Genomic DNA, 25262 nt, shown 5'->3' on the forward strand with positions numbered 1-25262 from the left:
TTTTTTACGGGTGCAGTTTCAATTTCAGCTCACACGTCGAGCCAGGGCGAGCCCTCGGAGGCTGTTGCAGTGAGCATCTCGGCCTCGTCGCCGCCGAGCGCGTCGGCCATCAGGCGCCGCACGATCTCGGGCCTGTTGTTCTGCTCGCTCAGGTGCGCGGCCACCACATGGCGCAGGCCGTCGTGCAGCACGGCGCGCGCAATATCGGCCGCGGCCATGTTCGACAGGTGCCCATAGTTGCCACCCACGCGGTGCTTCAGAAATGCCGGATAGGCCGAGTTGGCCAGCAGGTCGCTGTCGTGGTTGAACTCCAGCAGCAGCGCATGCACGCCGCTCAGCCGGGCCAGCACATGGGCCGTGGCATGTCCCAGGTCGGTCAGCACGCCCAGCGTGCGGTTGCCGTCTGTGCAGCGCAGCTGCAGGGGCTCGCGCGCGTCGTGCGGCACGGTGAAGGGCTGCACGCCGATGTCGCCAACCGCAAACTCGGCGTCGTCGCGTGCAAGGTTGAGCCGGCCTTCGAAGTCGCGCCCGCCCGTGGCAAGCCACGTGCCTTCGCTCATCCAGACAGGAATGCGGTTGCGCCGCGACAGCGTGTGGGCACAACCAATGTGGTCGCCATGCTCGTGAGTCACGAAGACCGCATCGATGTCGCTGGCAACAAGGCCCGCCCGGGCCAGCCGCAGGTCGAGCTGCTTGATGCCGAAGCCGCAGTCGACCAAAAGGCGGGAGGTGTGGCCGGCGCTGGTCGCTTCGACCAGCGCGGCATTGCCCGTGCTGCCGCTACCGAGGCTTCGGAAGCGGAGCATGCGGGTTACTTCAGGTCGTCGGCAATGACCTTGACGATGCGATCGGCATTGGCCGTTGTGACCGGTGCGCCAGCTTCGTTGAGCACAGACACCGTGGTGGCGTCGCCCTGGCCCTTGACGGAAATGCGGAACTTGATGGGTGCTTCGTCCTTCGGCGAGCCGCTGAACAGCTTGCCGAAGAAGCCGGGCTCCTTCTTGTCGGGGTTGGGTGTCACGTAACGCACGTAGTACAGGCCGGCGCTGCGGTCGCGGTCTTCCACGGTGAAGCCGGTGCGGTCGAGTGCCAGACCGACACGGCGCCATGCGCGGTCGAAGCCTTCGCTGATCTGCACGACCGGTTGGCCGCCGACGTTGACAACGGTAGCGGTCTTGGTCGGGGCGCTGGTGGCCGCGATGATCTTCGACTGCTCTTGCGACACACCAAGCTTGACCATCAGGCGGCGCAGGAATTCGGTCTCGAGTTCAGGATCGCTGGGGCGGGGCTGCCACACGGTCTGGTCCTGGCGCGAGTTGTTGTACACCTCTTGCATGCCGCGGTGGCTCACGAAGATCTCGGTGCCGTTGGGCGTGCGTTCCAGGCGGGTGCGAAAGCGGTCGAGTTCGCCGGTCGAGTAGACCGAGTCGACCAGCTTGCCCAGCGTGCCGCGGATGATGTCCTGCGGCAGCTTGGCGCGGTTCTCGGCCCAGTCGGTTTCCATGATGCCGAGGTTGCGCTGCTCGGTGGTCAGCAGAAAACCGCTTTCCTGCCAGAAGTCTTTCACCGGGTCCCAGAGCTGCTCGGGGGTGCGGCTGACGACGATCCAGCGTTGCGTGCCAGAGCGCTCCATGCGCACATCGCCCAGATTGCTCACGGCGGTGGGCACACCGGGTGCGTTGGCAACGCCGGCCTGGTAGGCATTGGCGGTGACCGCGCCGCCGGGCACGGCGTAGCGGTTGTCGCGCGACAGCTGGGACAGGTCAGGCGGGACTTCGAGCGTGGGGGCCTTGCCGGCGCTCTTGTAGTCGATCTTGTCGCTCTCGAGGACGGAGCAGGCGGCGAGGCTGGCAACGAGGGCCAGCAGTGCAAGTCGCGAAAGGTTCTTCAACGTCTTCTTCCTTGTTGGAATGGTTCGGTCTGTCGTCTGTCTATGGGCCGCAATGCCCGCCATCTCTGAGCATGGTTCCCGCAAAAGGTTGCTTAACCTTGTTGCGGCCAGGGTAAAGACGGGTCAGGGGATTGTGGAGTGGGTGCCGTTCAAGCCTTGAGCAGGCCGGTGGCGCGCAGGGCGCCTTCGACTGCCGGGCGGCTGGCTTCGCCGAGTTCGGTGAGTGGCAGGCGCAGGGCGCCACCGCACAAACCGAGGCGGGCCATGGCCCACTTCAGGGGAATGGGGTTGGGTTCGACGAACAGGTTGCGGTGCAGGGGCATCAGCTCGAACTGAATCTCCATGGCCCGCTTCACATTGCCCGCCAGCGCGGCCACGCACAGTTCGTGCATCTTGCGCGGCGCAATGTTGGCCGTGACGCTGATGTTGCCCTGCCCACCGCACAGCATGAGCGCCACCGCGGTCGGGTCGTCACCGGAGTACACGGCAAAGTTCTTCGGCACGTCGCGAATGAGCCATTGGGCCCGCTCGATGTTGCCGGTGGCTTCCTTGATGCCGATGATGCCGGGCACCTGCGTGAGCCGCAGCACGGTGTCGTGCGCCATATCGGCCACGCTGCGCCCGGGCACGTTGTAAAGCACGACGGGCAGGTCGCCCACGGCTTCGGCAATGGCCTTGAAGTGCTGGTACTGGCCTTCTTGCGTCGGCTTGTTGTAGTAGGGCACGACCTGGAGCTGCGAATTGGCGCCCACGCCCTTGGCGAACTTGGCGAGCTCGATGGCTTCCTTGGTCGAATTGGCGCCGCAGCCGGCCATGACGGGCACGCGGCCCTTGGCTTGCTCGACGGATACGCGAATGATTTCGCAGTGCTCTTCGACATCGACCGTCGGCGATTCGCCGGTGGTGCCGACCACGCCAAGGCAGTCGGTGCCTTCTTCGATGTGCCAATCGATGAGCCGCCGCAGGGCGGGGTAGTCGACACTGCCGTCGTCGTGCATCGGCGTGACGAGCGCGACGATGCTGCCTGTCAGTTGCTCCAAGGGAATCTCTTTGTCGGTGGACGAAAGCGCCGATTCTACTTACTCCGGGGCCCCGGCAGGCAGCTGCCCCGGCCCCGCTCAGTTTCTCTTCAGGAGGTGGCGATCGGGCTGGCCCGTGCCGCCCGCGCCCGCCCGCACGGCCGCAATGCGCTGCACGAAGCGTGCGGGCTCCTGAATGAACCCTTCCTCGTAGGCCACCACGCGCAGGCCGGCGCAGGCCGCCAGCAGCTCCCCCGGCTGCAGCAGAAAGTCGGGCCGCGAGGGCTTGCCGACGGTTTCGTTGCCCGCTGCAAAGGTCTCGTAGAGCAGCACGCCGCAGGGCGCCACGGCAGCCACGATGTCGGCCATGCGTGCACGCCACAGGTAGTTGGTGACAACCACCGCGCCGAACGCCTGGCCGGCAAAGGGCCACGGGCCGCCCTCGATGTCGGCCTGCACGGTGCGACCGAACGCGCCGGACGACGCCAGCGCCTCGGGTGACCGGTCGACCCCTGTCGCCGCATGCCCGCGCTCTGCAAACCACTGCATGTGCCGACCGGACCCGCAGGCCACGTCCAGCACCGTTGCGTCGGCGGCCAGCAGGTGCGACCAGCGCACGATCCATTCAGAAGGCGTGGACATGCCGTGCACCGGCGCTGTGTTTGTCATGGCGGTACTCAAAAGCAGGACCAGATCTGGTCGACCAGCGTCACCAGAAAGCTCGGGTGCACGTACATCACGAACACCCCGCCCAGCGCGGCCAGCGCCGCGGCAAGCCAGGCGGCGTGAATGACGTGGTGGCGCATTTGCGGTGTCATGGTGCGGTTGCAGCGCAATCAGCCCGCCGCGCCCACCGGCTGGGGCGCACGCGCAATGGCGTTCTCCTTCACCGGCAGGTTGATCAGCGCCGCAAACACGCCCAGCGCAATCGAGAGGTACCAGACGATGTCGTAGCTGCCCGTGGTGTCGTACAGGTAGCCGCCCAGCCACACGCCCAGGAACGAGCCCACCTGGTGGCTCAGGAACACGAAGCCGCTGAGCATCGACAGGTGCGCCACGCCGAAGATGCCCGCCACGATGGCGTTGGTGGCCGGCACCGTCGACAGCCACAGGAAGCCCATGGCGGCGGAGAACACATACACGCTGGCCGGCGAAATCGGCACCATCAGGAACAGCGCGATCGACACCGCCCGCGCCAGGTAGATGGCCGCCAGAATCTTTCGCTTGGCCAGCTTTTGCCCCAGCAGCCCCACCGTGTAAGTGCCGAACACGTTGAACAAACCGATCAGCGCCAGCGCATAGCCCGCCACCTCGGCCGGCAGGGCGCGGTCGCGCAGGTAGGTCGGCATGTGGATGCCGATGAACGCCAGCTGGAAGCCGCAGACGAAGTAGCCCGCCATCAGCAGCCCGAAGCTGGGGTAGCGAAAAGCCTCGCCCACCGCCTGCAGCACCGACTGCTGGCGGTGCCCGGCCAGCGCCGCCGTCTTGGGCTCGCGCAGCCCGAACGACAGCGGAATGATCACCAGCACCAGCACCGCCACCACAGCCAGCGCGGTCTGCCAGCCGACGGTGCCGATCAGGCGGCCCTCGATGGGCGCCATCAGGAACTGGCCGAACGACCCGGCCGCTGCAGCCACGCCCATGGCCCACGAGCGCCGCTCCGCCGGAATCTGCCGCCCGATCACGCCGTAGATCACCGCGTAGGTCGAGCCCGCCTGCGCTGCGCCAATCAGCACGCCCGCGCTCAGCGTGAACAGCAGCGGCGTGGGCGAATGTGCCATGCCGAACAGCCCCAGCGCATAGAGCACCGAGCCGCCGATCAGCACCCGGAACGCGCCGAAGCGGTCGGCCAGCATGCCCGCGAACACGCCGAAGATGCCCCAGGACAGGTTCTGTATGGCCAGCGCGAACGAGAAGGTCTGGCGGCTCCAGTCCTGCGCCTGCGTGATCGGCTGCAGCCAGAGGCCGAAGCCATGTCGGATGCCCATGGAGAGCGTGACGATCATTGCCCCGCAGAACAGGACTTGCTTGATCGAGAGGGTGGGGGCGGGCGCTTGCATGGGGTCGAATGTAGCTACTTGCATGCCGCGGCAGGTGCGCCGACGGCCAAAGCCATTGATGATTTCTGGGCGGCCTTTCAATGCGCTTTACGCATCAAAGCCGCCGTGTCAAAGCGCTGTCGCGCCTGCGACAGCCCCCGCGCGCGGAAAGCCATGCGCGCAAGCCCGCCAGGCCAGCCACAGCGCCGGCACCAGCAGCACGATCAGCGACCAGGGCAGCGCGCCCGCGCCCCGGCTCTGCAGCAGCACGCCGCCGACCAGGCCGCCCCCCGCAATGGCGATGTTCCATGCCGTCACCACCATCGACTGCGCCACGTCGGCCGCGTCGCCGGCCGCCTGTGCCGAGGCCGTCTGAAACAGCGCTCCCGCCCCGCCGAACGCCACGCCCCACACGGCCACCGCAACGAACACCAGCACCTGCGACCCCGTGGCCGCGGCCAGCAGCAGCGCCGCCACGGCAAAGCCCGCGGTGCCGGCCAGCACCAGTTCGCGCAGCCAGCGGTCGATCAGCAGGCCCGTCACCCAGATGCCCGCCAGCGAGGCGCCGCCGAACACCAGCAGCACCAGGTCGACCCGCTCGCCCAGCCCCGCATGCGCGAGGAACGGCGCGATGTACGTGTAGAGGATGTTGTGCGCCAGCACAAAGCCCAGCATCACCGCCAGCACCGGCCGCACGCCGGGCAGCAAGAACACGCGCCGCACGCTCTGCTGGCTGCCGGCCGCCTGGCCGGGAAAGTCGGGCACCTGCCAGCGCACCCAGCCCAGCAGCAGCACCGAGAGCGCCGACATGATGAGGAAAGCCGGCCGCCAGCCCACGCCGTTGCCCAGCAGCGTACCGGCCGGAATGCCCAGCGCCAGCGCCAGCGGCGCGCCCAGCATGGCCACCGCAATCGCCCGGCCCTGCAGCGCGGGCGGCACCATTCGCGCCGCCTGCCCGGCCAGCAGCGCCCAAAGCAGCCCGGCGAACACGCCCGCGAAGAAGCGCGCGACCAGCGTCAGCGCGTAGTCGTGCGACAGCGCGGTGACGGTGTTGACGACAGCGAAGCCGCCGATGGCCAGCAGCAGCAACGGCCGCCGGCGCCAACTGCGCGTGAAGGCCACCAGCGGAATGGCCGCCAGCAGCGACCCCAGGGCGTACACCGTGACCAGCTGGCCGACCAGCGCGGGCGTGACGCTCAGGCTCGCGCCGATCTGTGGCAGCAGGCCGGCGGGCATGGCCTCGGTCAGCACGGTGATGAAGCCCGCGGCGGCCAGGGCGAGCAGGCCCGGCAGCGGCAGTCTGGCGTCGGCGCGAGGAGAAGCGTTGTCTTCACGCATGCGCTGCATCCCGCAGGTCGGTCACGAAGCGGACCCACATGCCTTGCGGCCACCAGCCCGGGGCGAGCCGGAAAAGGGCGCGCTCGCGCGACGGCTCCGGGCCACGCCAGCCCAAGGCCGTCGTGGAAGAAAAAGATGGGCAGGTTGTGTGGGCGAATGACATGCCGCCAACGATAGGAAGAAGCCGACTGCGGAAAAAGGGGGCTACAGTTCCGCTCAATACGGACATTGAGTTCCGCAATGGAGCATTCGCATGGACAGCCTCAGCGGCTTCACCGTCTTCATCCAGGTGGCCGAGACGCGCAGTTTCGTCACCGCCGGCCGCGCGCTGGGCGTCTCGGCCTCCGCCGTGGGCAAGCGCGTGGCGCGGCTCGAAGAGCGGCTGGGCGTGCGGCTGTTCCACCGCAGCACGCGCAGCATCACGCTCACCGCCGAGGGCACGTTGTTTCTCGCGCGCAGCCGCCGCGTGCTGGCCGAAATCGAGGCCGCCGAGCAGGAGCTCTCGCACTCGGCGGGCGCGCCGCGCGGCAAGCTGCGCGTCAGCCTGCCGCTGGTCAGCTCGCTGGTGCTGCCGGTGCTGGCCGACTTCATGCGCGACCACCCGGCCATCGCGCTCGACCTGGATTTCAGTGACCGGTTGGTCGACGTCATCGAGGAGGGTTTCGACGCCGTGGTGCGCACCGGCGAGCTGGCCGACTCCCGCCTGTCGGCGCGGCGCCTGGGCGAGTTTTCGCAGCTGCTCGTGGCCTCGCCCGACTACCTGGCGCACCACGGCACGCCGCAGTCGCTGGCCGACCTGGCCGCGCACGCCTGCCTGCACTACCGCTATCCCGCCACGGGCAAGGTCGAGGCCTGGCCGCTGCTGCCCATGGCGGACGGCAGCGAGTGCCGCCCGCCGGTTTCCATGGTCTGCAACAACCTGGAAACCCGCCTGTGCTTTGCGCTGCGCGGCCGCGGCATCGCCTTGCTGCCCGACTTCAGCGTGCGCGAGGCGCTGGCCGCGGGCCGGCTGCGCCGCGTGCTGGCCGAACACCTGCGCCCGCACAGCATCGGGCTGGGCGTGCTGTGGCCTTCAGGGCGCCACCCGTCGCCCAAGCTGCGGGCCTTCATCGATTACCTGGGCACCCATCTGACCATGGCGCCGGACGTTTCCTGTATGGGTATCCAGTCATTTCCTGTCCACTGACTACAATCCGCCCCCATGGCGACTCCCCTCAAGACTCCCCCCGCTTCATCTTCCGCGTCCTCCGGCTATTCGGAGGGCTCCATCCGCGTGCTGAAGGGCCTCGAGCCCGTCAAGCAGCGCCCGGGCATGTACACCCGCACCGACAACCCGCTGCACATCATTCAGGAAGTGCTAGACAACGCCGCCGACGAGGCGCTCGCGGGCTACGGCAAGAAGATCAAGGTCACGCTGCACACCGACGGCTCGGTCAGCATCGAAGACGACGGCCGCGGCATTCCGTTCGGCATGCACCCTGAAGAAAAAGCCCCCGTGGTCGAACTGGTGTTCACCCGGCTGCACGCCGGCGGCAAGTTCGACAAGGGATCGGGCGGCGCCTACAGCTTTTCGGGCGGCCTGCACGGCGTGGGCGTGTCGGTCACCAATGCGCTGTCGACGCGGCTGGAGGTCAGCTCGCACCGCGAAGGCTCCGTCGCCAAACTGGCCTTCGGCGCCGGCGACGTGATCGAAGCGCTCGAGGTGCGCAAGCTGGAGGCCGGCGAACGCAAGCAGGGCACCACCGTACGCGCATGGCCCGACGCCAAGTACTTCGAAACCGCCACGCTCCCCATGAGCGAGCTGACGCACCTGCTGCGCAGCAAGGCCGTGCTGATGCCCGGCGTGAGCGTCACGCTCGTCAACGAAAAGACCAAAGACAGCCAGCAGTGGCTCTACAAGGGCGGCCTGAGCGACTACCTCATGCAGACGCTCAACGGCGACCCGGTCATTCCGCTGTTCGAAGGCAGCGGCCATGCCGACAAGAACGCCGACAACTTCGCCGAAGGCGAGGGCGCCGACTGGTGCGTGGCCTTCACCGAAGACGGCCAGCCGGTGCGCGAGAGCTACGTCAACCTGATTCCCACCAGCGCTGGCGGCACGCACGAAAGCGGCCTGCGCGACGGCCTGTTCACCGCGGTGAAGGGCTTCATCGAACTGCACTCGCTGCTGCCCAAGGGCGTGAAGCTGCTGCCCGAAGACGTGTTTGCGCGTGCCTCCTATGTGCTGAGCGCCAAGGTGCTCGACCCGCAATTCCAGGGCCAGATCAAGGAGCGCCTGAACTCGCGCGATGCCGTGCGGCTGGTGTCCAGCTTCGTGCGCCCCGCGCTGGAGCTGTGGCTCAACCAGCACGTCGACTACGGCAAGCGGCTCGCCGACCTGGCCATCAAGGCCGCGCAGACGCGCCAGCGCGCCGGCCAGAAGGTCGAGAAGCGCAAGGGCTCCGGCGTGGCCGTGCTGCCCGGCAAGCTGACCGACTGCGAAAGCAAGGACATCGGCCACAACGAAGTGTTTCTGGTCGAGGGCGACTCCGCCGGCGGCAGCGCCAAGATGGGCCGCGACAAGGAAAGCCAGGCCATCCTGCCGTTGCGCGGCAAGGTGCTCAACACCTGGGAAGTGGAGCGCGACCGGCTGTTTGCCAACACCGAAATCCACGACATCTCGGTGGCCGTGGGCGTCGACCCGCACGGCCCCGACGACACGCCCGACATGAGCGGCCTGCGCTACGGCAAGGTCTGCATCCTGAGCGACGCCGACGTGGACGGCTCGCACATCCAGGTGCTGCTGCTCACCTTGTTCTTTCGGCACTTTCCCAAGCTCATCGAAGCCGGCCATGTGTATGTCGCCAAGCCGCCATTGTTTCGGGTCGACGCGCCCGCGCGCGGCAAGAAGCCGGCCTCCAAGGTCTATGCGCTGGACGAGGGCGAACTGACCGCCACGCTGGACAAATTGCGTAAAGATGGCGTGCGCGAAGGCGCCTGGAGCATCAGCCGCTTCAAGGGCCTGGGCGAAATGAACGCGGAACAATTGTGGGAAACCACGCTCAATCCAGACACCCGGCGCCTGATGAAGGTCCAATTGGGCCGGTTCGACTTCACCGCCACCCAGGGCGAAATCACCAAGCTCATGGGCAAGGGCGAAGCGGCAGCGCGGCGCGAGCTCATGGAGTTGCGCGCCGACGATGTCGACATCGATGTTTGACCCCTCCACCACGCATGTCAGCTTTCAAGCGCTTGTTGCTATCTGCCTTCCTGCTGCTCGGCCAGTTGGGGGTGGCGCGCGCCGCTGACGTCTACGGCTACATCGACAGCAAGGGCGTGGCGCACTTCGCCGCCGAGAAGGTCGACGAGCGCTACCAGGTGTTCTTTCGTGGCGGCCAGAGCTTCGACACGGCGCAGGGCCTGTCGCCATTGGGGCACGGCGGGCGCAAGCTCGACGGCAAGGTGTCGACGGCCTCGCAGACGCTCATGGCCATGTTCGAGGCATCGCCCAGCTACAAGAGCGCCAAGGCGGCGCTGCGCGATGCGTCGAGCAAGCATTCGATCGACTACGAACTGCTGCAGGCGCTGATTGCCACCGAGTCGGGCTTCGACGCGCAGGCCGTCTCGCCCAAGGGCGCCATGGGCCTGATGCAGCTCATGCCCGCCACCGCGCAGCGCTACGGCGTGTCGGCGGACAAGCGCGCGACCATCGAGGCCAAGCTGTTCGATCCGCGCATCAACATTGCCGCCGGCTCGCGCTACCTGCGCGACCTGATCGCAATGTTCCCGGGGCAGATCGAGTTGGCGCTGGCCGCCTACAACGCGGGCGAGGGCGCGGTGCAGCGCGCGGGCAACAAGATACCCAACTACAAGGAAACGCAGAACTACGTGCAGACCGTGCTGCAGCTGTATGCGTACCTGAAGCCCGGCGCCACCGGGCGCATGGGCGGCGGCAGCAGTGGCAGCAGTGGCCTGGTCGGCAAGTCGCCAGGGCGCATCCGCATGGAAATGGGCGGCGCCATCGGCCGCGGCAACATGCCGGCCGAACACCCCGCGCCCATGCCTGCCTTGCCCGGCCTGTCCGACCTGCCGCAACCGTCCGGCGCGCCAACCTCTCCCTACATGCCCGATGTGCCTGTGTCGTCCGCGACAGGCTCGCCGTCGGTGGCCATGACCGAATAAACAAGCAACCGCAATCTTCCGAGAACGACAGACGATGGATTCCCAACCTCCGCTCGACCTTGCAGGCCCCACCGACGGCGACACCACGCTGACCCTTGCCGATTACGCCCAGACCGCCTACCTCGAGTACGCGCTGAGCGTGGTCAAGGGCCGCGCGTTGCCCGATGTGTCCGACGGCCAGAAGCCGGTGCAGCGCCGCATTCTGTACTCGATGTCGCGCATGGGCCTGGGCTTTGGCGGCACCAACGGCACCGTGGGCGCCAAGCCCGTGAAGAGCGCGCGCGTGGTCGGCGACGTGCTCGGCCGCTTCCACCCGCACAGCGACCAGGCCGCCTACGACGCGCTGGTGCGCATGGCGCAAGACTTCTCGCAGCGCTATCCGCTGGTGGACGGCCAGGGCAATTTCGGCAGCCGCGACGGCGACGGCGCCGCGGCCATGCGCTACACCGAGGCGCGCCTGGCGCGCATCACCAGCCTGCTGCTCGACGAGATCGACGAAGGCACGGTCGACTTCATTCCCAACTACGACGGCAGCACCGAAGAGCCGCGCCTGCTGCCCGCGCGGCTGCCCTTCACGCTGCTGAACGGCGCCAGCGGCATCGCCGTGGGCCTGGCCACCGAAATTCCGAGCCACAACCTGCGCGAGATTGCCGACGCCTGCGTGGCGCTGATCAAGTCGAACGGCCAGCTCAGCGAAGAAGAACTGCTGGCCATCGTGCCCGGCCCCGACTACCCCGGCGGCGCGCAGATCATCAGCAACGCCAGCGACATTGCCGACGCCTACCGCACCGGCCGCGGCTCGCTCAAGGTGCGCGCGCGCTGGAAGATCGAAGAGCTGGCGCGCGGCCAGTGGCAGCTGGTGGTGAACGAGCTGCCGCCCGGCGTCAGCACGCAGAAGGTGCTCGAGGAAATCGAGGAAATCACCAACCCCAAGGTCAAGACCGGCAAGAAGGCCCTGAGCGCGGACCAGACGCAGCTGAAGGCCTCGATGCTGTCGATGCTCGATGTGGTGCGCGACGAGTCGAGCAAGGACGCCGCGGTGCGCCTGGTGTTCGAGCCCAAGACCTCGCGCATCAGCCAGGAAGAATTCATCACCACGCTGCTGTCGCAGACCTCGCTGGAAACCTCGTCGTCGATCAACCTGACGATGGTGGGCATTGACGGCAAGCCCACGCAGAAGTCGCTGCGCCAGATGCTCAACGAGTGGATCGCGTTCCGCGAGATCACCGTCGAGAAGCGCTCGCGCCACCGCCTGAACAAGGTGCTGGAGCGCATTCACATCCTCGAAGGCCGGCAGCTGGTGCTGCTGAACATCGACGAGGTGATTGCGATCATCCGCGCGGCGGAAGACCCGAAGGCCGCGCTCATTGCGCGCTTCAACCTGAGCGACCGCCAGGCCGAGGACATTCTTGAAATCCGCCTGCGCCAATTGGCGCGGCTGGAGGCCATCAAGATCGAGCAGGAGCTCAAGGGCCTGCGCGACGAGCAGAAGAAGCTCGAAGACATTCTGGGCAGCCCGGCCACGCTGCGCCGCCTGCTGGTGAAAGAAATCGAGTCCGACGCCAAGACCTTCGAGGACGCGCGCCGCACGCTCATTCAGGCCGAGAAGCGCGCCGTGTCCGAAGTGAAGGTGGTCGACGAGCCGGTCACGGTCATCGTGTCGCAGAAGGGCTGGGTGCGCGCGCAGAAGGGCTGGGCCAGCGAGAAGGCCGCAGCCAATGCCAACGGCGCGAACGGAGAAAAGGCTGCCGCGCCCGAGTACAGCTTCAAGTCCGGCGACACGCTCTACAGCGCCTTCGAATGCCGCAGCGTCGACACGCTGCTGGTCTTCGGCAGCGCCAAGGACAAGGGCGTGCGCGTGTACACCGTGCCCGTGGCGTCGCTGCCCGGCGCGCGTGGCGACGGCCAGCCCGTGACCACGCTCATCGACCTGGACGCCGGCACGCACGTCACGCATTTCTTTGCCGGCCCGGTGGGCGCCAGCGTGCTGTTGGCCAACACCGGCGGCTACGGTTTCATTGCCACGGTCGAGAACATGATGTCGCGCCAGCGCGGGGGCAAGGCCTTCATCGACGTGGGCGAGGGCGAGCAGCTGTGCCGGCCTTCGCTGGTGGGCGGCGCGAGCGGCGCCGAGCCGATGCCCGCGGCCACGCATGTGGCCTGCGCCTCGACGGGCGGTCGCATCCTGACCTTCGAGATTGCCGAGCTCAAGAGCCTGCCCAAGGGCGGTCGCGGCCTCACGCTGATCGACCTGGAGCCCAAGGACACCCTGGCGGGCGCGGCGGCCTATACGCGCAGCGTGCGCATCGAAGGCATCGGCCGCGGTGCCAAGGAGCGCGAGGAAACGCTGGAGATCCGCACGCTGAACAACGCGCGCGGCAACCGTGCGCGCAAGGGCAAGGCGGCCGACCTCGGCTTCAAGCCGACGGGCGTCGTGCGGGTGCTGTGATGGGCGGTATCGACGTCAGCATCATCGGCATGTTCATTGCCGTGGTCACCGGCCTGGGCAGCTATGTGCTGGGCAAGCGCATGCGCGAGAAGCGCGCGGCAAAGCGGCGCGAGAAGGACCGCATCGCCTCGCAGGCCGGCGAGACGCGCCAGGTGCGCCGGGCGCGCGAGCGCAAGGAGCGCGACGGATAGTCGGACGCGCGGCCGGCTGTCCGGTCGCCTGCTTGCCCTCTACTTGCGGGACAACCCCAGCGCGTCGAGGATCTCCTTCTCGCGCTTCATCGCATCTACTGCAAAGGCGCGATAGTCCTTCGCGCTTTTGTAGTCCGGCTCCATTTCGTAGCGGGCCAGCATCTCCTTGAATTCCTTCGTCTGCATCGCTTGTTTGAACGCGTCATGCAGCTTGGCGGCAATGGCCGGGTCCAGCCCCTTGGGCCCGACCAGCCCCCAGGGCGAGGTCTGCACGATGTTCGCGCCGCTTTCCTTCAGCGTGGGCACGTTCGGGTAGCGCGCCATGCGCTTGTCGCCCCACACCGCAATCAGCCGCAGCTTGCCCGAATCCACATAGGGCACGAAAGCCGAAGTCTCCGCCGCGGAATCGACCTGGCCGCCCACGATGGCCTGCAGCGACTCGGCACTGCCCTTGTAGGGAATGTGGTTGAGCTCGATCTTGTACAGCCGCGACAGCTGCTCCATCGTCAGGTGGTTGGTGGTGGCGATGCCCGGCGTGCTGTAGGTGAGCTTGCCGGGGTTGGCCCGGGCCTGCGCCACGTAGTCCTGCAGCGTCTTGATGGGCGAGCTGGCGGGCACGACGATGCCGAAGGCGTAGCCGGTCAGGCCGATGACGTAGGTGAGGTCCGTTGCCGGGTCCCACTTGATGTCGTTGGTGTACGGCAGCCGGTAGACGCCGGCCGATGCAATGCCCAGTGTGTAGCCGTCCGGCGCGGCCGACTGCAGGCTTTGCGCCGGCATGGTGCCGCCCACGCCGGGCTTGTTCTCGATGACGATGGGCTGCTTGAGGATGGCGCCGGCCTTCTCCGCGAGCACGCGCATCGGCGCGTCGGTCGAGCCCCCGGGCGAGAAGCCGATCATGATCTTGATAGGCCGCGAGGGGTAGGCGCTGGCCTTTTCTTCCGCGGTGGCCTGCGAGGCGGCGGTGAGCGCGGTGAGCGCGGCGGCCACGGTGCACAGCGTGAGGGCAAGGGTGCGAGCGGTTCGATGGTGCATGGGAGTCCGAAAGAGAAGGGTGTTCATGGACGAGGTCATTCGAGGGTGTGCAGCGGTGTCTGCGCAAGCGTCTTCAGCACGCCCTTGAGCACCTTGCCGTTGGGCGCCGAGGGCAGTGCGGCCATCGCGCGTATCTCGCTGGGCTGCTTGTAGGGCGACAGGTGCTGGCGCAGGTGCGCGCGCAACGGCGCGTCGTCCAGCGGCAGGCCCTCCCGGGTCTCGATGAAGGCCACGATCTCCTCGTTGTGCCCGGCCTCGCGGCCCACGACCGCCGATTGCACGATGCCTGGGTAGGCGTTGAGCACCTGCTCGACCTCCAGCGGGTACACGTTGAAGCCCGAGCGAATGATCAGCTCCTTGGTGCGCCCCGAGATGAACAGCGCGCCGTCCTGCGTGAGCCGCGCCAAGTCGCCGGTCTTGAACCAGCCCGCGCCGTCGATCACGGCCGCCGTGAGCTCGGGGCTGCGGTAGTAGCCCTTCATCACGCCGGGCCCGCGCACCCACAGCTCACCGATCTCGCCGGGCTGCACGTCGGTGCCGTCGGCGCCGCGGATGCGCGCCTCCACGCGCGGAATGACCGGGCCCACGGCGCAGTCGTCGCGCGGTGTGTCCAGCCGGGTCTGCGCGACGGTGGGCGCGGTTTCGGTCAGGCCGTAGCCGTTGTGCAGCGGCAGCCCGAAGGCGCGCTCCACTTCGGCCTTCAGGCTCGGCGTGAGCGGCGAGCCGGCCACGCTGATGAGCCGCAGTGCGGGCGCCTCGATGGCGGCGTCGTTCTTGCGCGCCCACTCCAGAATGCGCGCGAACAGCGCGGGCACGCCGGTGAACACGGTGACGCCGTCGTTGCGCAACGCGCGCAGCGCGCTGTCGGGGGCAAAGCGCGGTTCCAGCAGCAGCGTGGTGCCCGCGCACATTGCGCCCAGGAACTGCGTTGACAGGCCCACCACGTGCGCCATCGGCAGCACGCCGTAGACCACGTCGCGCGGGCCGAAGCGGCGCAGGTCGCGCGCGCAGGTGGCCACGAACATCAGGTTGGCGTGGGTCAGCATCACGCCCTTGGGCGCACCGGTGGTGCCCGATGTGTAGACCATGGCGGCCACCTGCTGCGCGGGGTCCGCGCTGCAGGGCTCCGGCAGCACGTCGTGCGCGAGCGGGCCAATGGCAATCTCGCCCAGCGTGCTGACAAATGGCACGGCCTCGTGCTGGCGCGCATGCGCGCTGGCCTCGGGCGACACATGGCACAGGTACAGCACGCGCCGTGCGCCGGAGTGCGCGATGAACTGGCCGATTTCGCGTGGCGTGAGCCGTGCGTTCACGGCGATGGTCCAGGCGTCGAGCCGGCTCAGCGCCATGAAGATGACGCACAGCGCCACGCTGTTCTCGCCCACGATGAGCACGCGGTCTCCGGCGCGCACGCCCGCGTCGGCCAGCTGCCGCGCCATGGCCTCCATCTGCGCGCCAAGCTCGCCGTAGGTCAGCGACACATGGGCGTCGCGCAGCGCCAGGGCGTTGGGCTGCGCGGCAACCCAGGGCGCAAGGAGTTCGTGCACCCGCGTGGGTGGGGCAGGCAGTGGAAGTGTCTCGGTGGTCATCGTGGGTTCGCGTTCCGGGGCTTGGGTGGCGGCGAGTCTATGAAGCAAGCGGCCCGCACAGCGCGTTCGAAAAACTGCACTGCAGAACATCGAACAGGGATTTCCCCAATGAGCGGTGCATTTGATTTGCAGCCTTCGCAGAGAAATCGCAAAAATCGCCCTGCGACTCGGAGTTCTGCAATGCAGTTCTGAATTGCGTCTGCGGTTCACTGTTTGCCAGCCTGGCATTTCAGAATGACGAGGCCGCACGACGACCCCGTGTGCATTCACCGACCGACCGACGAAAGACACCGCATGAACGACAAGAAAGCCATCCTCGTGATTGGCGCCGGAGACGCCACCGGTGGCGCAATCGCCAAGCGATTCGCCCGCGAGGGCTACATCGCCTGCGTCACCCGGCGCACCGCCGACAAGCTCGAACCCCTGGTGCAGGAGATCAAGGCCGCCGGCGGCGACGCGCACGGCTTCGGCAGCGACGCCCGCAAGGAAGAGGAGATGGTGGCGCTGGTGGACAACATCGAGAAGAACATCGCGCCCATCGAGGTGGCGGTGTTCAACATTGGCGCCAACGTGCGCTTCGGCATCACCGAGACCACGGCGCGCGTGTACTTCAAGGTGTGGGAGATGGCCTGCTTCGGCGGCTTTCTCATGGGCCGCGAAGTGGCCAAGCGCATGCTGGAGCGCGGGCGCGGCACCATCATCTTCACGGGCGCCACCGCCAGCCTGCGCGGGCGCGAGGGCTATGCCGCCTTCTCCGGCGCCAAGCACGGCCTGCGCGCGCTGGCGCAGAGCATGGCGCGCGAGCTGTGGCCCAAGGGCATCCACGTGGCGCACCCGGTGATCGACGGCGCCATCGACACCGAGTTCATTCGCACCAACTTTCCCGAGCGCTATGCGCTTCTGGAGCAGGGCGGCGTGGTGTCGCCCGACAGCATCGGCGAGGCCTACTGGCAGATTCACCAGCAGCCGCGCAACGCGTGGACGCACGAGATGGAACTGCGCCCCTGGATGGAGACGTGGTGAGCATGAACACGCCCAACGACGTGAAAGCCCGGTTCCTGTTCGACTTCGGCAGCCCCAACGCCTACCTGTGCCACAAGGTGCTGCCCGCAGTGGCGGCGCGCACGGGCGTTGCGTTCGACTACGTGCCGATTCTTCTGGGCGGCCTGTTCAAACTCACGAACAACCGCTCGCCCGCCGAGGCGTTCGCCGACATCGCGAACAAGCGGGCCTACGACGCGCTGGAGTTCCAGCGCTTCCTTGCCAAGCACCAGATCACGGCGTTCCGCCGCAACGCGTTCTTTCCCGTGAACACGCTGAGCGTCATGCGCGGCGCGGTGGCGGCGCAAACGCTGGGCTGCTTCGCGCACTACGTCGACACGGTGTTCTCTTGCATGTGGGAGCGCAGCCTGAACATGGCCGATGCGGGCGTGGTGAGCGCCGCGCTGAACAGCGCCGGCCTGCCCGCGGCCGACCTCTTCGCGGCCATGCAGACCGCCGAGGTCAAGCAGGCCTTGATGGCCAACACGCAAACAGCCTTCGAGCAAGGCGCCTTCGGCTCGCCCACCTTCTTCGTGAACGACCAGATCTTCTTCGGCAAGGACCGCTTGCGCGAGGTCGAGGAAGAAATCATCCTGCAACGCGACCACTGAAACATCGACCATGCACACCAGAATCACAAAACTCTTCGGCATCGAGCACCCCATCATCCAGGGCGGCATGCACTACGTCGGCTTTGCCGAGCTGGCCGCGGCGGTGTCGAATGCCGGGGGGCTGGGCATCATCACCGGCCTCACGCAGAAAACGCCCGAGCTGCTGGCCCGGGAAATTGCGCGCTGCAAGGACATGACCGACAAGCCCATCGGCGTGAACCTCACCTTTTTGCCGACCTTCGCTTCGCCGCCGTATCCCGAGTACATCGACGCCCTCATCCAGGGCGGCGTGCGCATCGTGGAGACGGCCGGGCGCAGCCCCGAGGCGTACATGCCGCAGTTGAAGAAGGCGGGCGTGAAGGTCATTCACAAGTGCACGTCGGTGCGGCATTCGCTCAAGGCGCAGGCCATCGGCTGCGACGCGGTGAGCGTCGACGGTTTCGAATGCGGCGGCCATCCGGGCGAAGACGACGTGCCTAATTTCATTCTGTTGCCGCGCGCGGCCGAGGCGCTCGACATTCCGTTCGTCGCCTCCGGCGGCATGGCCGACGGGCGCAGCCTGGTGGCGGCGCTGGCGCTGGGTGCGGAGGGCATCAACATGGGCACGCGCTTCATCGCCACGCAGGAGGCGCCGGTGCATGCGAACGTCAAGGCGGCCATCGTGGCAGCGTCGGAGCTGGACACGCGTCTGGTGATGCGCCCGCTGCGCAACACAGAGCGCGTGCTGAACAACGCGGGTGTCGAGGCGCTGCTCGCCATCGAGAAAGAGAAGGGCGCCCACACCCAGATCGACGACATCCGCGAGTTCGTGGGCGGCGTCTATCCGAAGGTGATGGTCGACGGCGACATGAACGCCGGCGCCTGGAGCTGCGGCATGGTGGCCGGGCTGATTCACGACGTGCCCACGGTGGCCGAACTGGTCGCGCGCATCATGCGCGAGGCCGAGGGCATCGTCTCGCAGCGGCTCGCGCGGCTGCTCTAGAGTCGGGGGCATGAAGCGCGCAGAAGTCCATTCCAAGCGGGAGCTCGGCGAGTACGAAGACGTCGAGCACAACAAGGTCAACGCCAAGGAAGACCGCCACTTCGTGACGGCCCTGGCGCGCGGCCTGCAGGTGCTGCAGTGCTTTGCCTCGGGCGAGGAGCGCCTGGGCAACCAGGAGCTGTCGGAGCGCTGCGCGCTGCCCAAGTCGACCGTCACGCGGCTGACCTACACGCTGACCAAGCTGGGCTTTCTGCACCACGTGGCCGAGTCGGGCCGTTACCGGCTGGGCATGGCCACGCTCACGCTGGGCGGCACCACGCTGTCCAGGCTGGACGCCAAGGAGGTCAGTCGCCCGCTCATGCAGCAGCTGGCCAACGACACCGGTTGCCTGATTGCGCTGGGCATGCGCGACGGCATGTCGATGCTCTATGTGGAGACCTGCCGCAGCGACTCGATCGTCACCATTCGGCTGAACATCGGCTCGCGCATTCCGCTGGCCACCTCGGCCATGGGGCGGGCCTACCTTGCGGCTGCCAAGCCTGGCGCGCGGCGTGGGCTGGAGGAGCGCATTCGCACGCTCGACATGGCCGGCTGGCCGCGCATCGAGCAGGGCATTCGCCAGGCGGTGGAAGACATCGACCGCCACGGCTGCTGCAGCTCGTTTGGCGACTGGCGCGGCGAGGTGAGCGCCATTGCCTCACCGCTGCGCGTGGGCAAGGGCATGCCGCTGATGGTGCTGAGCGCGGCCGGCCCGCGCTCGATGCCGCCGGAGGTGTTCATGCAGGAGGTGCGCCCGCAGTTGCTGGACACGGTGCATGCCATAGAGCGGCATTTCCGCAAGACGAATTAGCGCAGCCCCACCCACCACCGCGTGTTGGTGCGCGCCTGCCCCACCGTCACCACCTCGCCGATCACCGGCGTCGCCAGCTCGATCTTCTTCGCCTCAGTAAGGCTCGCGATGCGGTCCAGCGGGTCGTGCCAGGTGTGGAAAGCGAGGTCGAAGGTGCTGTTGTGCACCGAGAAGAACACCTTGCCGCGCAGGTCCTCGAAGGCCTGCACGCTTTGCTCGGGTGTCATGTGCACGGCGGGCCACATGGCGTCGTAGGCGCCGTTTTCCATCAGCGCGATGTCGAAGCCGCCGAAGCGGTCGCCGATTTGCTTGAAGCCTGGAAAGTACCCTGAGTCGCCGCTGTAGAAAATGCGCTGGTCGCCGCTTTGCACAACCCACGAGGCCCAAAGCGTGCGGTCGCGGTCGCCCAGGGTGCGGCCCGAAAAATGTTGCGCGGGCGTGGCGGTGAGCTTCACGCCGTCGTGTTCGGCGTCTTGCCACCAGTCGAGTTCGGTCACGCGTTCGGCCGGCACGCCCATCACCATCAGCCGGGTGCGCACGCCCAGCGGCACGAAGAAGTGTTTGACGGTTTTCGAGAGGTATTCGATGGTGGCCAGGTCGAGGTGGTCGTAGTGGTCGTGCGAAAGAATGACGCCTTCGATGGGTGGCAGTTGTTCGAGGGTCATGGGTGGCTGGTGAAAGCGTTTGGGGCCGGCCCATTGCACGGGCGACACGCGTTCGCTGAAAACCGGGTCGATCAGCCAGTATTTGCCGCGCAGCTTGAGCAGGTGCGAGGAGTGGCCTAGGCGGGCGACGTGGTTGGTGTTGGTGTCGAGTGCATCCAGTGTGGCTTTGTCGAGCGGCTTCACGGGAATGGGGTCGGTGGGCACGCTGTCGACTTTGCTGCCGACGATGAAGCGCGACCAGATGCGCCAGGCGCTGGCCTGTGCGGGCAGGTCGGGGTTGGCCATGTTGTGAAACCCACCGTCCTTGAACTGGGGCGAGTTGTCGTAGCGTGCCTCGCCGCCCGCGGCGCTGCACCCCGCCACGAATGCGCAGCCGGCCGCGGCCAATGCGGTGCTTCGGCGCAGGAGTTGCGGCAGGTAGGAGCCCTGCGAGCCTGATTCTTCAGCCATGGGAGCCTTCTTGTTTGTGTTTGTGGGATGGCGGAAGGTTAGCCATGGCTGGTGTTTCAATGGTTTCAGCCGTAGAAACATTTGGGGCGCGGGGGTATGTTTTTTTTGTTGTCGTTTGGACGCGCTGTTGTTCAGGGCGTGTGCACAGGCCGCCGGGTGCTCCCCTCCGCGAATGTCCCCCGGGGCTGCGCCCCTCCTCCTTTATTTCGCTGCGGGGAGCACCCGACGCCCTGTGCACCTGGGCACGCTCTGTGTGATCGCACGATCAACCCCGGCTCTGTACAACGCACACGCCGATGGGGTGCCTTGCGCAGCGAAATAAAGGACGAGGGCGAAGCCCGGGGGACATTCGCGGAGCAAGGTACCCCGTCGGCGTGTGCGTCGCCCTGAACAGCAGCGCTCCCGAACAGGAGCCCTGAAACCCGAGCCCTACGCCATGCGCTGTATGGCGCTCCCCAAACCGTCTCGTCACACTGGAGTGCTTCATCGCATCCAGACGAGGCGGCACATTCCATGAGCAGCAATCGCTATCCCATCATCTACGTGCGTGGGTACGCCATGACCGAAGCCGAACGCGACGACACCGCGGCCGATCCGTTCTGCGGCTTCAACCTGGGCTCCACGGTGTACCGCGCCACGGTGAAGAAAGAGGCCCCCGCGCAGAAGTTCGTCTTCGAGTCGCCCGTGGTGCGCCTGCTGGCCGACTTTCAGTACCAAAGCGTCTACCAGAACGGCCTGGACATCCTCGACCCCGACTGGAAACCCTCGCCCGACGACACCGGCAAAGACGTCGACGGCATTCCCTCGGCCTCGGTCATCATCTACCGCTACTACGACTCCGGCTCCGAACTGCTCGGCGACGGCCAGTCGAAAGATGTCACCGTGTACGCGCAAGGCCTGAGCCAACTCGTGCTGCGCGTGCGCGACCTCGTGGCACTGCGCGAAGGCCCCGGCTACGCAGTGGCCGACTTTCGCTGCTACCTCGTTGCGCATTCCATGGGCGGCCTCGTGGTGCGGGCCTTTCTGCAGAACCCCGCACTCGGCGACGCGGCGGCGCGCGCCTGTGTCGACAAGGTGTTCACCTATGCCACGCCGCACAACGGCATCGACATGGGCGGCATCAACGTGCCGGCCTGGCTCACCGCGGCCGAAATGAACACCTTCAACCGCGACAGGATGTCCGACTTTCTGGCCACCGCGCCCGTCGATGGCCGCATGGACTACCTGCCGGCCACCGCCTTTCCGCCCGAGCGCTTCTTCTGCATGGTCGGCTCCAACCGCGGCGACTACGAAAGCGCCAAGGGCCTGTCGCGCATGTTCGCGGGGCACGGCAGCGACGGGCTGGTGCGCATCGAGAACGCCTCGCTCTGGTCGCGCGACGCCGACGGCAAGGCGCAGCCCGTGGCCACGGCCTACACCTACCGCTCGCACTCGGGCTTCTTCGGCATCGTCAACTCCGAGGAGGCGTACCAGAACCTGGTGCGCTTCCTGTTCGGCGATGTGCGGGTGGACCTGTGGTTCGACGTCGACGGCGTCACGCTGCCGCCCGACCTGCCCGCGGGGGCCGACGTCGATGCGCTCTACCAGGTCGAGCTGCTGGCAGCGCCGCGCGGCAAGCGCTGGTACCTGAGCCGGCGCGTGGCGGAAGAAGACTCGCCCGCCTGCCGCACGCACAAGGAGCTGACCGACCCGGCCACGGCCGAGCGCCGCGCCATCTACCTGTCGAGCGTGTTCCTGGCCAACAAGGCCCGCGTGAAGCAGGACCGCCCGACGCTGGCCTACGCCATGACGCTGGGCGTGCGCGTGCCCGACTACCAGGTCAACAACAAGTTCTGGCTGGACGGGCATTACGAAGGCAGCTCGCTGTTTCGTGACACGCTGGTCATCGAAATTGCGCCGCCCCTGGCCGACGACCCGGCGCAGAACTGGAACGTCAAGTACGGCTGGCAGACCGACACGGCAGGGCAGGCGTCGCTGCCCATGAGCCCGACGCAGCTGGCCGGGGGCAAGCTGCAGTTTGTGGTGCCGCTCTCCAGCCTGGGCGCCGCACCGGCGGCGCCGGGCATCAGCGGGAAGGTGCGGCTCGAAGTGAGTGCGTGGAATTGATGGCCTGAAATTGAGTGCCTGGAATTGAGTGCCTGAATTGGAGCGGGCGGCTACGATGCCCGCATGAAAACTGCCGTACTTGTCATCGATGTTCAGCGCGGTCTGTGCGACGACCCGCCCCGCCCCCATGAAGCCGAAGCGGTGGTGCAGCGCATCAACGCGCTCACCGAACGCGCCCGCGCGGCCGGCGTGCCGGTGGCGCTCATTCAGCAGGAGAACGCTGTGGACCTGGAGTTCGACTCCGAGCGCTGGCAACTCGCCAGTGCGTTGCACACCGACGCGCGCGACACGAAGATCCGCAAGACCACGCCCGACTCGTTCCTGCGCACCCCGCTGGACGCATGGCTGTCGGACCACGGCGTGAAGCGCGTGGTTGTCTGCGGCTATTCGTCGGAGTTCTGCGTGGACACCACCACGCGCCGTGCCGCCGCGCTGGGCTACGAGGTGGTGCTGGCCGCCGATGCGCACACCTCGCACGACAAGGCGCATGCCACGGGCGCGCAGATTCGCGCACACCACAACGCCACGCTGGCAGACATCACCAGCTTCGGCGTGCCGATTCGCGCCGTGCCCGCCGCCGACATCGTGCTGGCCGGCTGAACGTTTTCTAGCGGCTCAGTTCGGCGGTGTGGGCGCGCCAGAAGGCCGCGTCGCCGTACGTGCCCTTGCCGGCCGCCGCGTTGTCGGTCATGTGCTCCGCGCGGCTGGTGCCCGGAATCACGCAGGTCACGCCGGGATGGCTCAGCACGAACTTCAGCAGCAGTTGCGCCCAGCTGGTGCAGCCGATCTCGCCGGCCCACGCGGGCAGCGGCCTGTCGCGCAGCCGGCGCAGCAGACCGCCACCGCCAAAGGGCAGGTTGACGATCACCGCCACGCCGCGCTCTGCCGCCAGCGGCAGCAGGCGCTGCTCGGCCTCGCGGGCGTCGGCCGAATAGTTGATCTGAAGAAAGTCGAGCTTCTCGGCGCGCAGCACCGCCTCGACCTCGGCATACGCGGAGGCCGTGTAGTGCGTGATGCCGATGTAGCGCACGCGGCCCTGCGCCTTCCAGTCGCGCAGCGTGGCAAGGTGCGTGCGCCAGTCGAGCAGGTTGTGCACCTGCATCAGGTCGATGCGCCTGGTGCGCAGCCGCTCGAACGACTGTTCCATCTGCGCGATGCCGGCCTCGCGGCCCGAGGTCCAGACCTTGGTGGCGAGGAAGGCCTTGTCGTGCTGGCCCGAGGCGGCCAGCAGCTCGCCGGTGGTCTGCTCGGAGCGGCCGTACATCGGCGAGCTGTCGATCAGCTGGCCGCCGGCCGCGAACAGGGCGTCGAGCACGCCGGGCAGGCGCTGGTATTCAGCGGTGCCGGGGCGTTGGTCGAAACCTATCCAGGTGCCGCAGCCGATGACGGGCAGGGCTTCCTGCGTGGAGGGGATGGGGCGGGTGTTCATCTTCATCGGCGGCTTGGGCGGTGTGAGTTGCTGCTGCTGCTGCTGCTGCGCGAACGAGGAAAGCGCCGCGCCCGCCGGCAGCGCTGCAAGGAGCCGCAGGAACCGGGCGCGGGTGAGGTGCGCGGGGAGCAAGCCGTGTGGTGTCATGGAACGGCTGCCACGTTAGCACCGCGGGGCTTGTTCATGCAGGCCGTGGCGCACACGGTGCAGGCGGCCGGGCTGAAGGGCTGGTCAGCGCAGGTAGCGCCCGTCCGCCTTGAGCATCGACAGCTCGGAGAAGGTCAGCCCGCGGTGCTCGCCGGGCCGGTAGGCCACCGCGATGCCACCCAGGTCGAGCGTCTTGAACGACTCCAGGCCCTTGTGCAGCGAGTCCGGCGTGGGGTTGGCGCCCGCGCGCTTCAGGCCCTCGACCATCACCTTGGCCGTGACGTAGCCCTCCAGGCTGGCGTAGCTGAACTCGGTGGCGCCAATCTTCTTCATGGCCGCCTGGTACTCGGCAATCACCGGCATGGCGCTGTTCCAGGGGTAGGGCACCACCTGCGAAATGACCACGCCGGCCGAGTCTTTCCTGATGTCCTGAAAGAGCTTCTGCCCATTGAGGAACGAGAACGAATAGAAGGCCGTCTCGCCGCCGGCCGCGCGGTAGGCCGTGATGAACTTCGCCGCCACGTCGTTGGTGGCCGACAGCACCACCGCCTTGGGCTTGAGCTTGGCCAGCTCCGCCGCGCGCTCGGTGGCGTCGGAGCCGTCGTTCTTGATGGCCACGCTGCCCACCATCTTGTCGCCCCGTTCGGCAATGAACTTCTGCGTGCTTTCCATCGCCGAGCGGGCGCCGGGGTTGTCGTTGTAGGCGAAGGCAATGCGCGACAGGCCGATGGTGAACAGGTGGTTCACGATGCGGCTGTATTCCTCGTCGAAACTGATGCGCACCGGAAAGCCGTACTCGGAGAACTTCACCACCGGCCCCGCGCCGGTGTACGGGCCGACCACCGGAATCTTCAGTTCGTTGGCCGTCTTCAGCGCACCCACCGACGACGAGGTGCCGATGGGCATCAGGATGCCGACCGCGCCTTCGTTGACGAATGTCTTCACGTTCTCCGCGCCCTTGGCGGGGTCGTAGGCGTCGTCGAGCTGGCGCAGCTCGACCGGCCGGCCGTTGATGCCGCCGCTGGCGTTCAGTGCCGTGAACATCGCGCGAATGCCGACCAGCGGCTCGGTCGACAGCGAAGCCAGCGGCCCGGTCTTCACGTAGGTCTGGCCGATGACGATGGACTTGGCCTGCCCCTGTGCCAGCGCGGGCAGCGAAGGGGCGATGGCCAGGGTGAAGGCAGCGAGGGTGGAGACGATCAGGCGAATCATTTTGTGTGAAGAAGTCACAAAGTGTTAACAAATTGATCTTAAGGCGGTGGGCCTTCA

23 protein-coding genes are annotated in these 25262 nt (G+C 67.3%); 11 read left to right on the forward strand and 12 right to left on the reverse strand.

The features are described from left to right. Positions 1-29: 29 nt before the first annotated feature. The 7 genes from VLK31_RS05920 to VLK31_RS05950 form a co-directional block, all read right to left on the reverse strand. Positions 30-806: an MBL fold metallo-hydrolase gene (locus VLK31_RS05920; protein WP_409167459.1), complete on the reverse strand. Its 777-nt coding sequence runs from the start codon at positions 804-806 to the stop codon at positions 30-32. Between the two features lie 5 nt (positions 807-811). Then, the gene (bamC, locus tag VLK31_RS05925; RefSeq protein WP_409167460.1) at positions 812-1891 is read right to left on the reverse strand and encodes an outer membrane protein assembly factor BamC; all 1080 of its coding nucleotides are present in this window, start codon (positions 1889-1891) and stop codon (positions 812-814) included. A 149-nt stretch (positions 1892-2040) separates the two neighbouring features. Beyond that, positions 2041-2937, reverse strand: a complete 897-nt coding sequence (gene dapA, locus VLK31_RS05930; RefSeq protein WP_409168029.1) for a 4-hydroxy-tetrahydrodipicolinate synthase — start codon at positions 2935-2937, stop codon at positions 2041-2043. 72 nt (positions 2938-3009) lie between these two features. Next, entirely contained in the window at positions 3010-3579 is a 570-nt protein-coding gene (locus VLK31_RS05935; protein ID WP_409167461.1) for a class I SAM-dependent methyltransferase, read from the reverse strand. Positions 3580-3587: 8 nt separating this feature from the next. After that, positions 3588-3728, reverse strand: a complete 141-nt coding sequence (locus tag VLK31_RS05940) for a hypothetical protein (protein WP_409167462.1) — start codon at positions 3726-3728, stop codon at positions 3588-3590. A gap of 18 nt (positions 3729-3746) precedes the next feature. After that, positions 3747-4970, reverse strand: a complete 1224-nt coding sequence (locus VLK31_RS05945) for an MFS transporter (RefSeq protein ID WP_409167463.1) — start codon at positions 4968-4970, stop codon at positions 3747-3749. Positions 4971-5078: 108 nt separating this feature from the next. Beyond that, the gene (locus tag VLK31_RS05950) at positions 5079-6287 is read right to left on the reverse strand and encodes an MFS transporter (RefSeq protein WP_409167464.1); all 1209 of its coding nucleotides are present in this window, start codon (positions 6285-6287) and stop codon (positions 5079-5081) included. Between the two features lie 253 nt (positions 6288-6540). On the opposite strand from VLK31_RS05950, the gene VLK31_RS05955 reads away from it, so the two are divergent. Genes VLK31_RS05955 through VLK31_RS05975 form a run of 5 tightly spaced genes read left to right on the forward strand, consistent with a single transcriptional unit; the run spans position 6541 to position 13088 of the window. Beyond that, positions 6541-7473: a LysR family transcriptional regulator gene (locus VLK31_RS05955; RefSeq protein WP_409167465.1), complete on the forward strand. Its 933-nt coding sequence runs from the start codon at positions 6541-6543 to the stop codon at positions 7471-7473. A gap of 15 nt (positions 7474-7488) precedes the next feature. Next, complete coding sequence (locus VLK31_RS05960; RefSeq protein ID WP_409167466.1) at positions 7489-9486, forward strand: DNA topoisomerase IV subunit B; 1998 nt, start codon at positions 7489-7491, stop codon at positions 9484-9486. A gap of 14 nt (positions 9487-9500) precedes the next feature. After that, positions 9501-10448 carry a lytic transglycosylase domain-containing protein gene (locus VLK31_RS05965; protein WP_409167467.1) on the forward strand — a complete coding sequence of 316 codons (948 nt, stop codon included), beginning with the start codon at positions 9501-9503 and terminating at the stop codon, positions 10446-10448. Positions 10449-10482: 34 nt separating this feature from the next. Further along, positions 10483-12897 (forward strand): DNA topoisomerase IV subunit A, encoded by a 2415-nt coding sequence (gene parC, locus VLK31_RS05970; RefSeq protein WP_409167468.1) that lies wholly within the window; start codon positions 10483-10485, stop codon positions 12895-12897. Further along, positions 12897-13088 (forward strand): hypothetical protein, encoded by a 192-nt coding sequence (locus VLK31_RS05975; RefSeq protein WP_409167469.1) that lies wholly within the window; start codon positions 12897-12899, stop codon positions 13086-13088. Before parC ends, VLK31_RS05975 begins: the two co-directional genes overlap by 1 nt. Positions 13089-13127: 39 nt before the next feature. Here the strand turns inward: VLK31_RS05975 and VLK31_RS05980 are convergent, their stop codons facing one another. Both VLK31_RS05980 and VLK31_RS05985 read right to left on the reverse strand, forming a co-directional pair. Further along, positions 13128-14123 (reverse strand): tripartite tricarboxylate transporter substrate binding protein, encoded by a 996-nt coding sequence (locus VLK31_RS05980; RefSeq protein WP_409167470.1) that lies wholly within the window; start codon positions 14121-14123, stop codon positions 13128-13130. Between the two features lie 35 nt (positions 14124-14158). Continuing rightward, positions 14159-15712 carry a class I adenylate-forming enzyme family protein gene (locus tag VLK31_RS05985; RefSeq protein WP_409167471.1) on the reverse strand — a complete coding sequence of 518 codons (1554 nt, stop codon included), beginning with the start codon at positions 15710-15712 and terminating at the stop codon, positions 14159-14161. 294 nt (positions 15713-16006) lie between these two features. Here VLK31_RS05985 and VLK31_RS05990 point away from each other — a divergent pair, with 294 nt between their 5' ends. The 4 genes from VLK31_RS05990 to VLK31_RS06005 are packed head-to-tail and all read left to right on the forward strand — an operon-like array spanning position 16007 to position 19196. Further along, a complete protein-coding gene (locus VLK31_RS05990) occupies positions 16007-16735 on the forward strand; it encodes an SDR family oxidoreductase (protein ID WP_409167472.1) in 729 nt (242 codons plus the stop codon). A 2-nt stretch (positions 16736-16737) separates the two neighbouring features. Next, positions 16738-17364 carry a 2-hydroxychromene-2-carboxylate isomerase gene (locus VLK31_RS05995; RefSeq protein WP_409167473.1) on the forward strand — a complete coding sequence of 209 codons (627 nt, stop codon included), beginning with the start codon at positions 16738-16740 and terminating at the stop codon, positions 17362-17364. Positions 17365-17374: 10 nt separating this feature from the next. After that, positions 17375-18346 carry an NAD(P)H-dependent flavin oxidoreductase gene (locus VLK31_RS06000; protein ID WP_409167474.1) on the forward strand — a complete coding sequence of 324 codons (972 nt, stop codon included), beginning with the start codon at positions 17375-17377 and terminating at the stop codon, positions 18344-18346. Between the two features lie 10 nt (positions 18347-18356). Then, complete coding sequence (locus VLK31_RS06005; RefSeq protein WP_409167475.1) at positions 18357-19196, forward strand: IclR family transcriptional regulator; 840 nt, start codon at positions 18357-18359, stop codon at positions 19194-19196. Here the strand turns inward: VLK31_RS06005 and VLK31_RS06010 are convergent. Then, positions 19193-20311 (reverse strand): MBL fold metallo-hydrolase, encoded by a 1119-nt coding sequence (locus VLK31_RS06010; RefSeq protein WP_409167476.1) that lies wholly within the window; start codon positions 20309-20311, stop codon positions 19193-19195. The genes VLK31_RS06005 and VLK31_RS06010 overlap by 4 nt on opposite strands. 513 nt (positions 20312-20824) lie before the next feature. Between VLK31_RS06010 and VLK31_RS06015 the strand changes: the two genes are divergently transcribed. Both VLK31_RS06015 and VLK31_RS06020 read left to right on the forward strand, forming a co-directional pair. Beyond that, positions 20825-22417, forward strand: a complete 1593-nt coding sequence (locus VLK31_RS06015) for an esterase/lipase family protein (protein WP_409167477.1) — start codon at positions 20825-20827, stop codon at positions 22415-22417. A 63-nt stretch (positions 22418-22480) separates the two neighbouring features. Then, positions 22481-23017: a cysteine hydrolase family protein gene (locus tag VLK31_RS06020; RefSeq protein WP_409167478.1), complete on the forward strand. Its 537-nt coding sequence runs from the start codon at positions 22481-22483 to the stop codon at positions 23015-23017. 7 nt (positions 23018-23024) lie between these two features. Here VLK31_RS06020 and VLK31_RS06025 read toward each other — a convergent pair whose 3' ends face one another. Continuing rightward, the gene (locus VLK31_RS06025; RefSeq protein WP_409167479.1) at positions 23025-23993 is read right to left on the reverse strand and encodes an aldo/keto reductase; all 969 of its coding nucleotides are present in this window, start codon (positions 23991-23993) and stop codon (positions 23025-23027) included. An 84-nt stretch (positions 23994-24077) separates the two neighbouring features. Then, positions 24078-25205 (reverse strand): ABC transporter substrate-binding protein, encoded by a 1128-nt coding sequence (locus VLK31_RS06030; protein ID WP_409167480.1) that lies wholly within the window; start codon positions 25203-25205, stop codon positions 24078-24080. Positions 25206-25262 lie beyond the last annotated feature (57 nt).

It is taken from the genome of Variovorax sp. H27-G14, from assembly GCF_046156345.1.
Lineage (GTDB): Bacteria > Pseudomonadota > Gammaproteobacteria > Burkholderiales > Burkholderiaceae_C > Variovorax.

Excerpts from the sequence above, each read along its gene's own strand:
- VLK31_RS05920 (WP_409167459.1), bottom strand. The coding sequence starts at position 806 with ATGCTCCGCTTCCGAAGCCTCGGTAGCGGCAGCACGGGCAATGCCGCG.
- VLK31_RS05935 (WP_409167461.1), bottom strand. The coding sequence starts at position 3,579 with ATGACAAACACAGCGCCGGTGCACGGCATGTCCACGCCTTCTGAATGG.
- VLK31_RS05940 (WP_409167462.1), bottom strand. The coding sequence starts at position 3,728 with ATGACACCGCAAATGCGCCACCACGTCATTCACGCCGCCTGGCTTGCC.
- VLK31_RS05945 (WP_409167463.1), bottom strand. The coding sequence starts at position 4,970 with ATGCAAGCGCCCGCCCCCACCCTCTCGATCAAGCAAGTCCTGTTCTGC.
- VLK31_RS05950 (WP_409167464.1), bottom strand. The coding sequence starts at position 6,287 with ATGCGTGAAGACAACGCTTCTCCTCGCGCCGACGCCAGACTGCCGCTG.
- VLK31_RS05955 (WP_409167465.1), top strand. The coding sequence starts at position 6,541 with ATGGACAGCCTCAGCGGCTTCACCGTCTTCATCCAGGTGGCCGAGACG.
- VLK31_RS05960 (WP_409167466.1), top strand. The coding sequence starts at position 7,489 with ATGGCGACTCCCCTCAAGACTCCCCCCGCTTCATCTTCCGCGTCCTCC.
- VLK31_RS05965 (WP_409167467.1), top strand. The coding sequence starts at position 9,501 with ATGTCAGCTTTCAAGCGCTTGTTGCTATCTGCCTTCCTGCTGCTCGGC.
- parC (WP_409167468.1), top strand. The coding sequence starts at position 10,483 with ATGGATTCCCAACCTCCGCTCGACCTTGCAGGCCCCACCGACGGCGAC.
- VLK31_RS05975 (WP_409167469.1), top strand. The coding sequence starts at position 12,897 with ATGGGCGGTATCGACGTCAGCATCATCGGCATGTTCATTGCCGTGGTC.
- VLK31_RS05980 (WP_409167470.1), bottom strand. The coding sequence starts at position 14,123 with ATGCACCATCGAACCGCTCGCACCCTTGCCCTCACGCTGTGCACCGTG.
- VLK31_RS05985 (WP_409167471.1), bottom strand. The coding sequence starts at position 15,712 with ATGACCACCGAGACACTTCCACTGCCTGCCCCACCCACGCGGGTGCAC.
- VLK31_RS05990 (WP_409167472.1), top strand. The coding sequence starts at position 16,007 with ATGAACGACAAGAAAGCCATCCTCGTGATTGGCGCCGGAGACGCCACC.
- VLK31_RS05995 (WP_409167473.1), top strand. The coding sequence starts at position 16,738 with ATGAACACGCCCAACGACGTGAAAGCCCGGTTCCTGTTCGACTTCGGC.
- VLK31_RS06000 (WP_409167474.1), top strand. The coding sequence starts at position 17,375 with ATGCACACCAGAATCACAAAACTCTTCGGCATCGAGCACCCCATCATC.
- VLK31_RS06005 (WP_409167475.1), top strand. The coding sequence starts at position 18,357 with ATGAAGCGCGCAGAAGTCCATTCCAAGCGGGAGCTCGGCGAGTACGAA.
- VLK31_RS06010 (WP_409167476.1), bottom strand. The coding sequence starts at position 20,311 with ATGGCTGAAGAATCAGGCTCGCAGGGCTCCTACCTGCCGCAACTCCTG.
- VLK31_RS06015 (WP_409167477.1), top strand. The coding sequence starts at position 20,825 with ATGAGCAGCAATCGCTATCCCATCATCTACGTGCGTGGGTACGCCATG.
- VLK31_RS06020 (WP_409167478.1), top strand. The coding sequence starts at position 22,481 with ATGAAAACTGCCGTACTTGTCATCGATGTTCAGCGCGGTCTGTGCGAC.
- VLK31_RS06025 (WP_409167479.1), bottom strand. The coding sequence starts at position 23,993 with ATGACACCACACGGCTTGCTCCCCGCGCACCTCACCCGCGCCCGGTTC.
- VLK31_RS06030 (WP_409167480.1), bottom strand. The coding sequence starts at position 25,205 with ATGATTCGCCTGATCGTCTCCACCCTCGCTGCCTTCACCCTGGCCATC.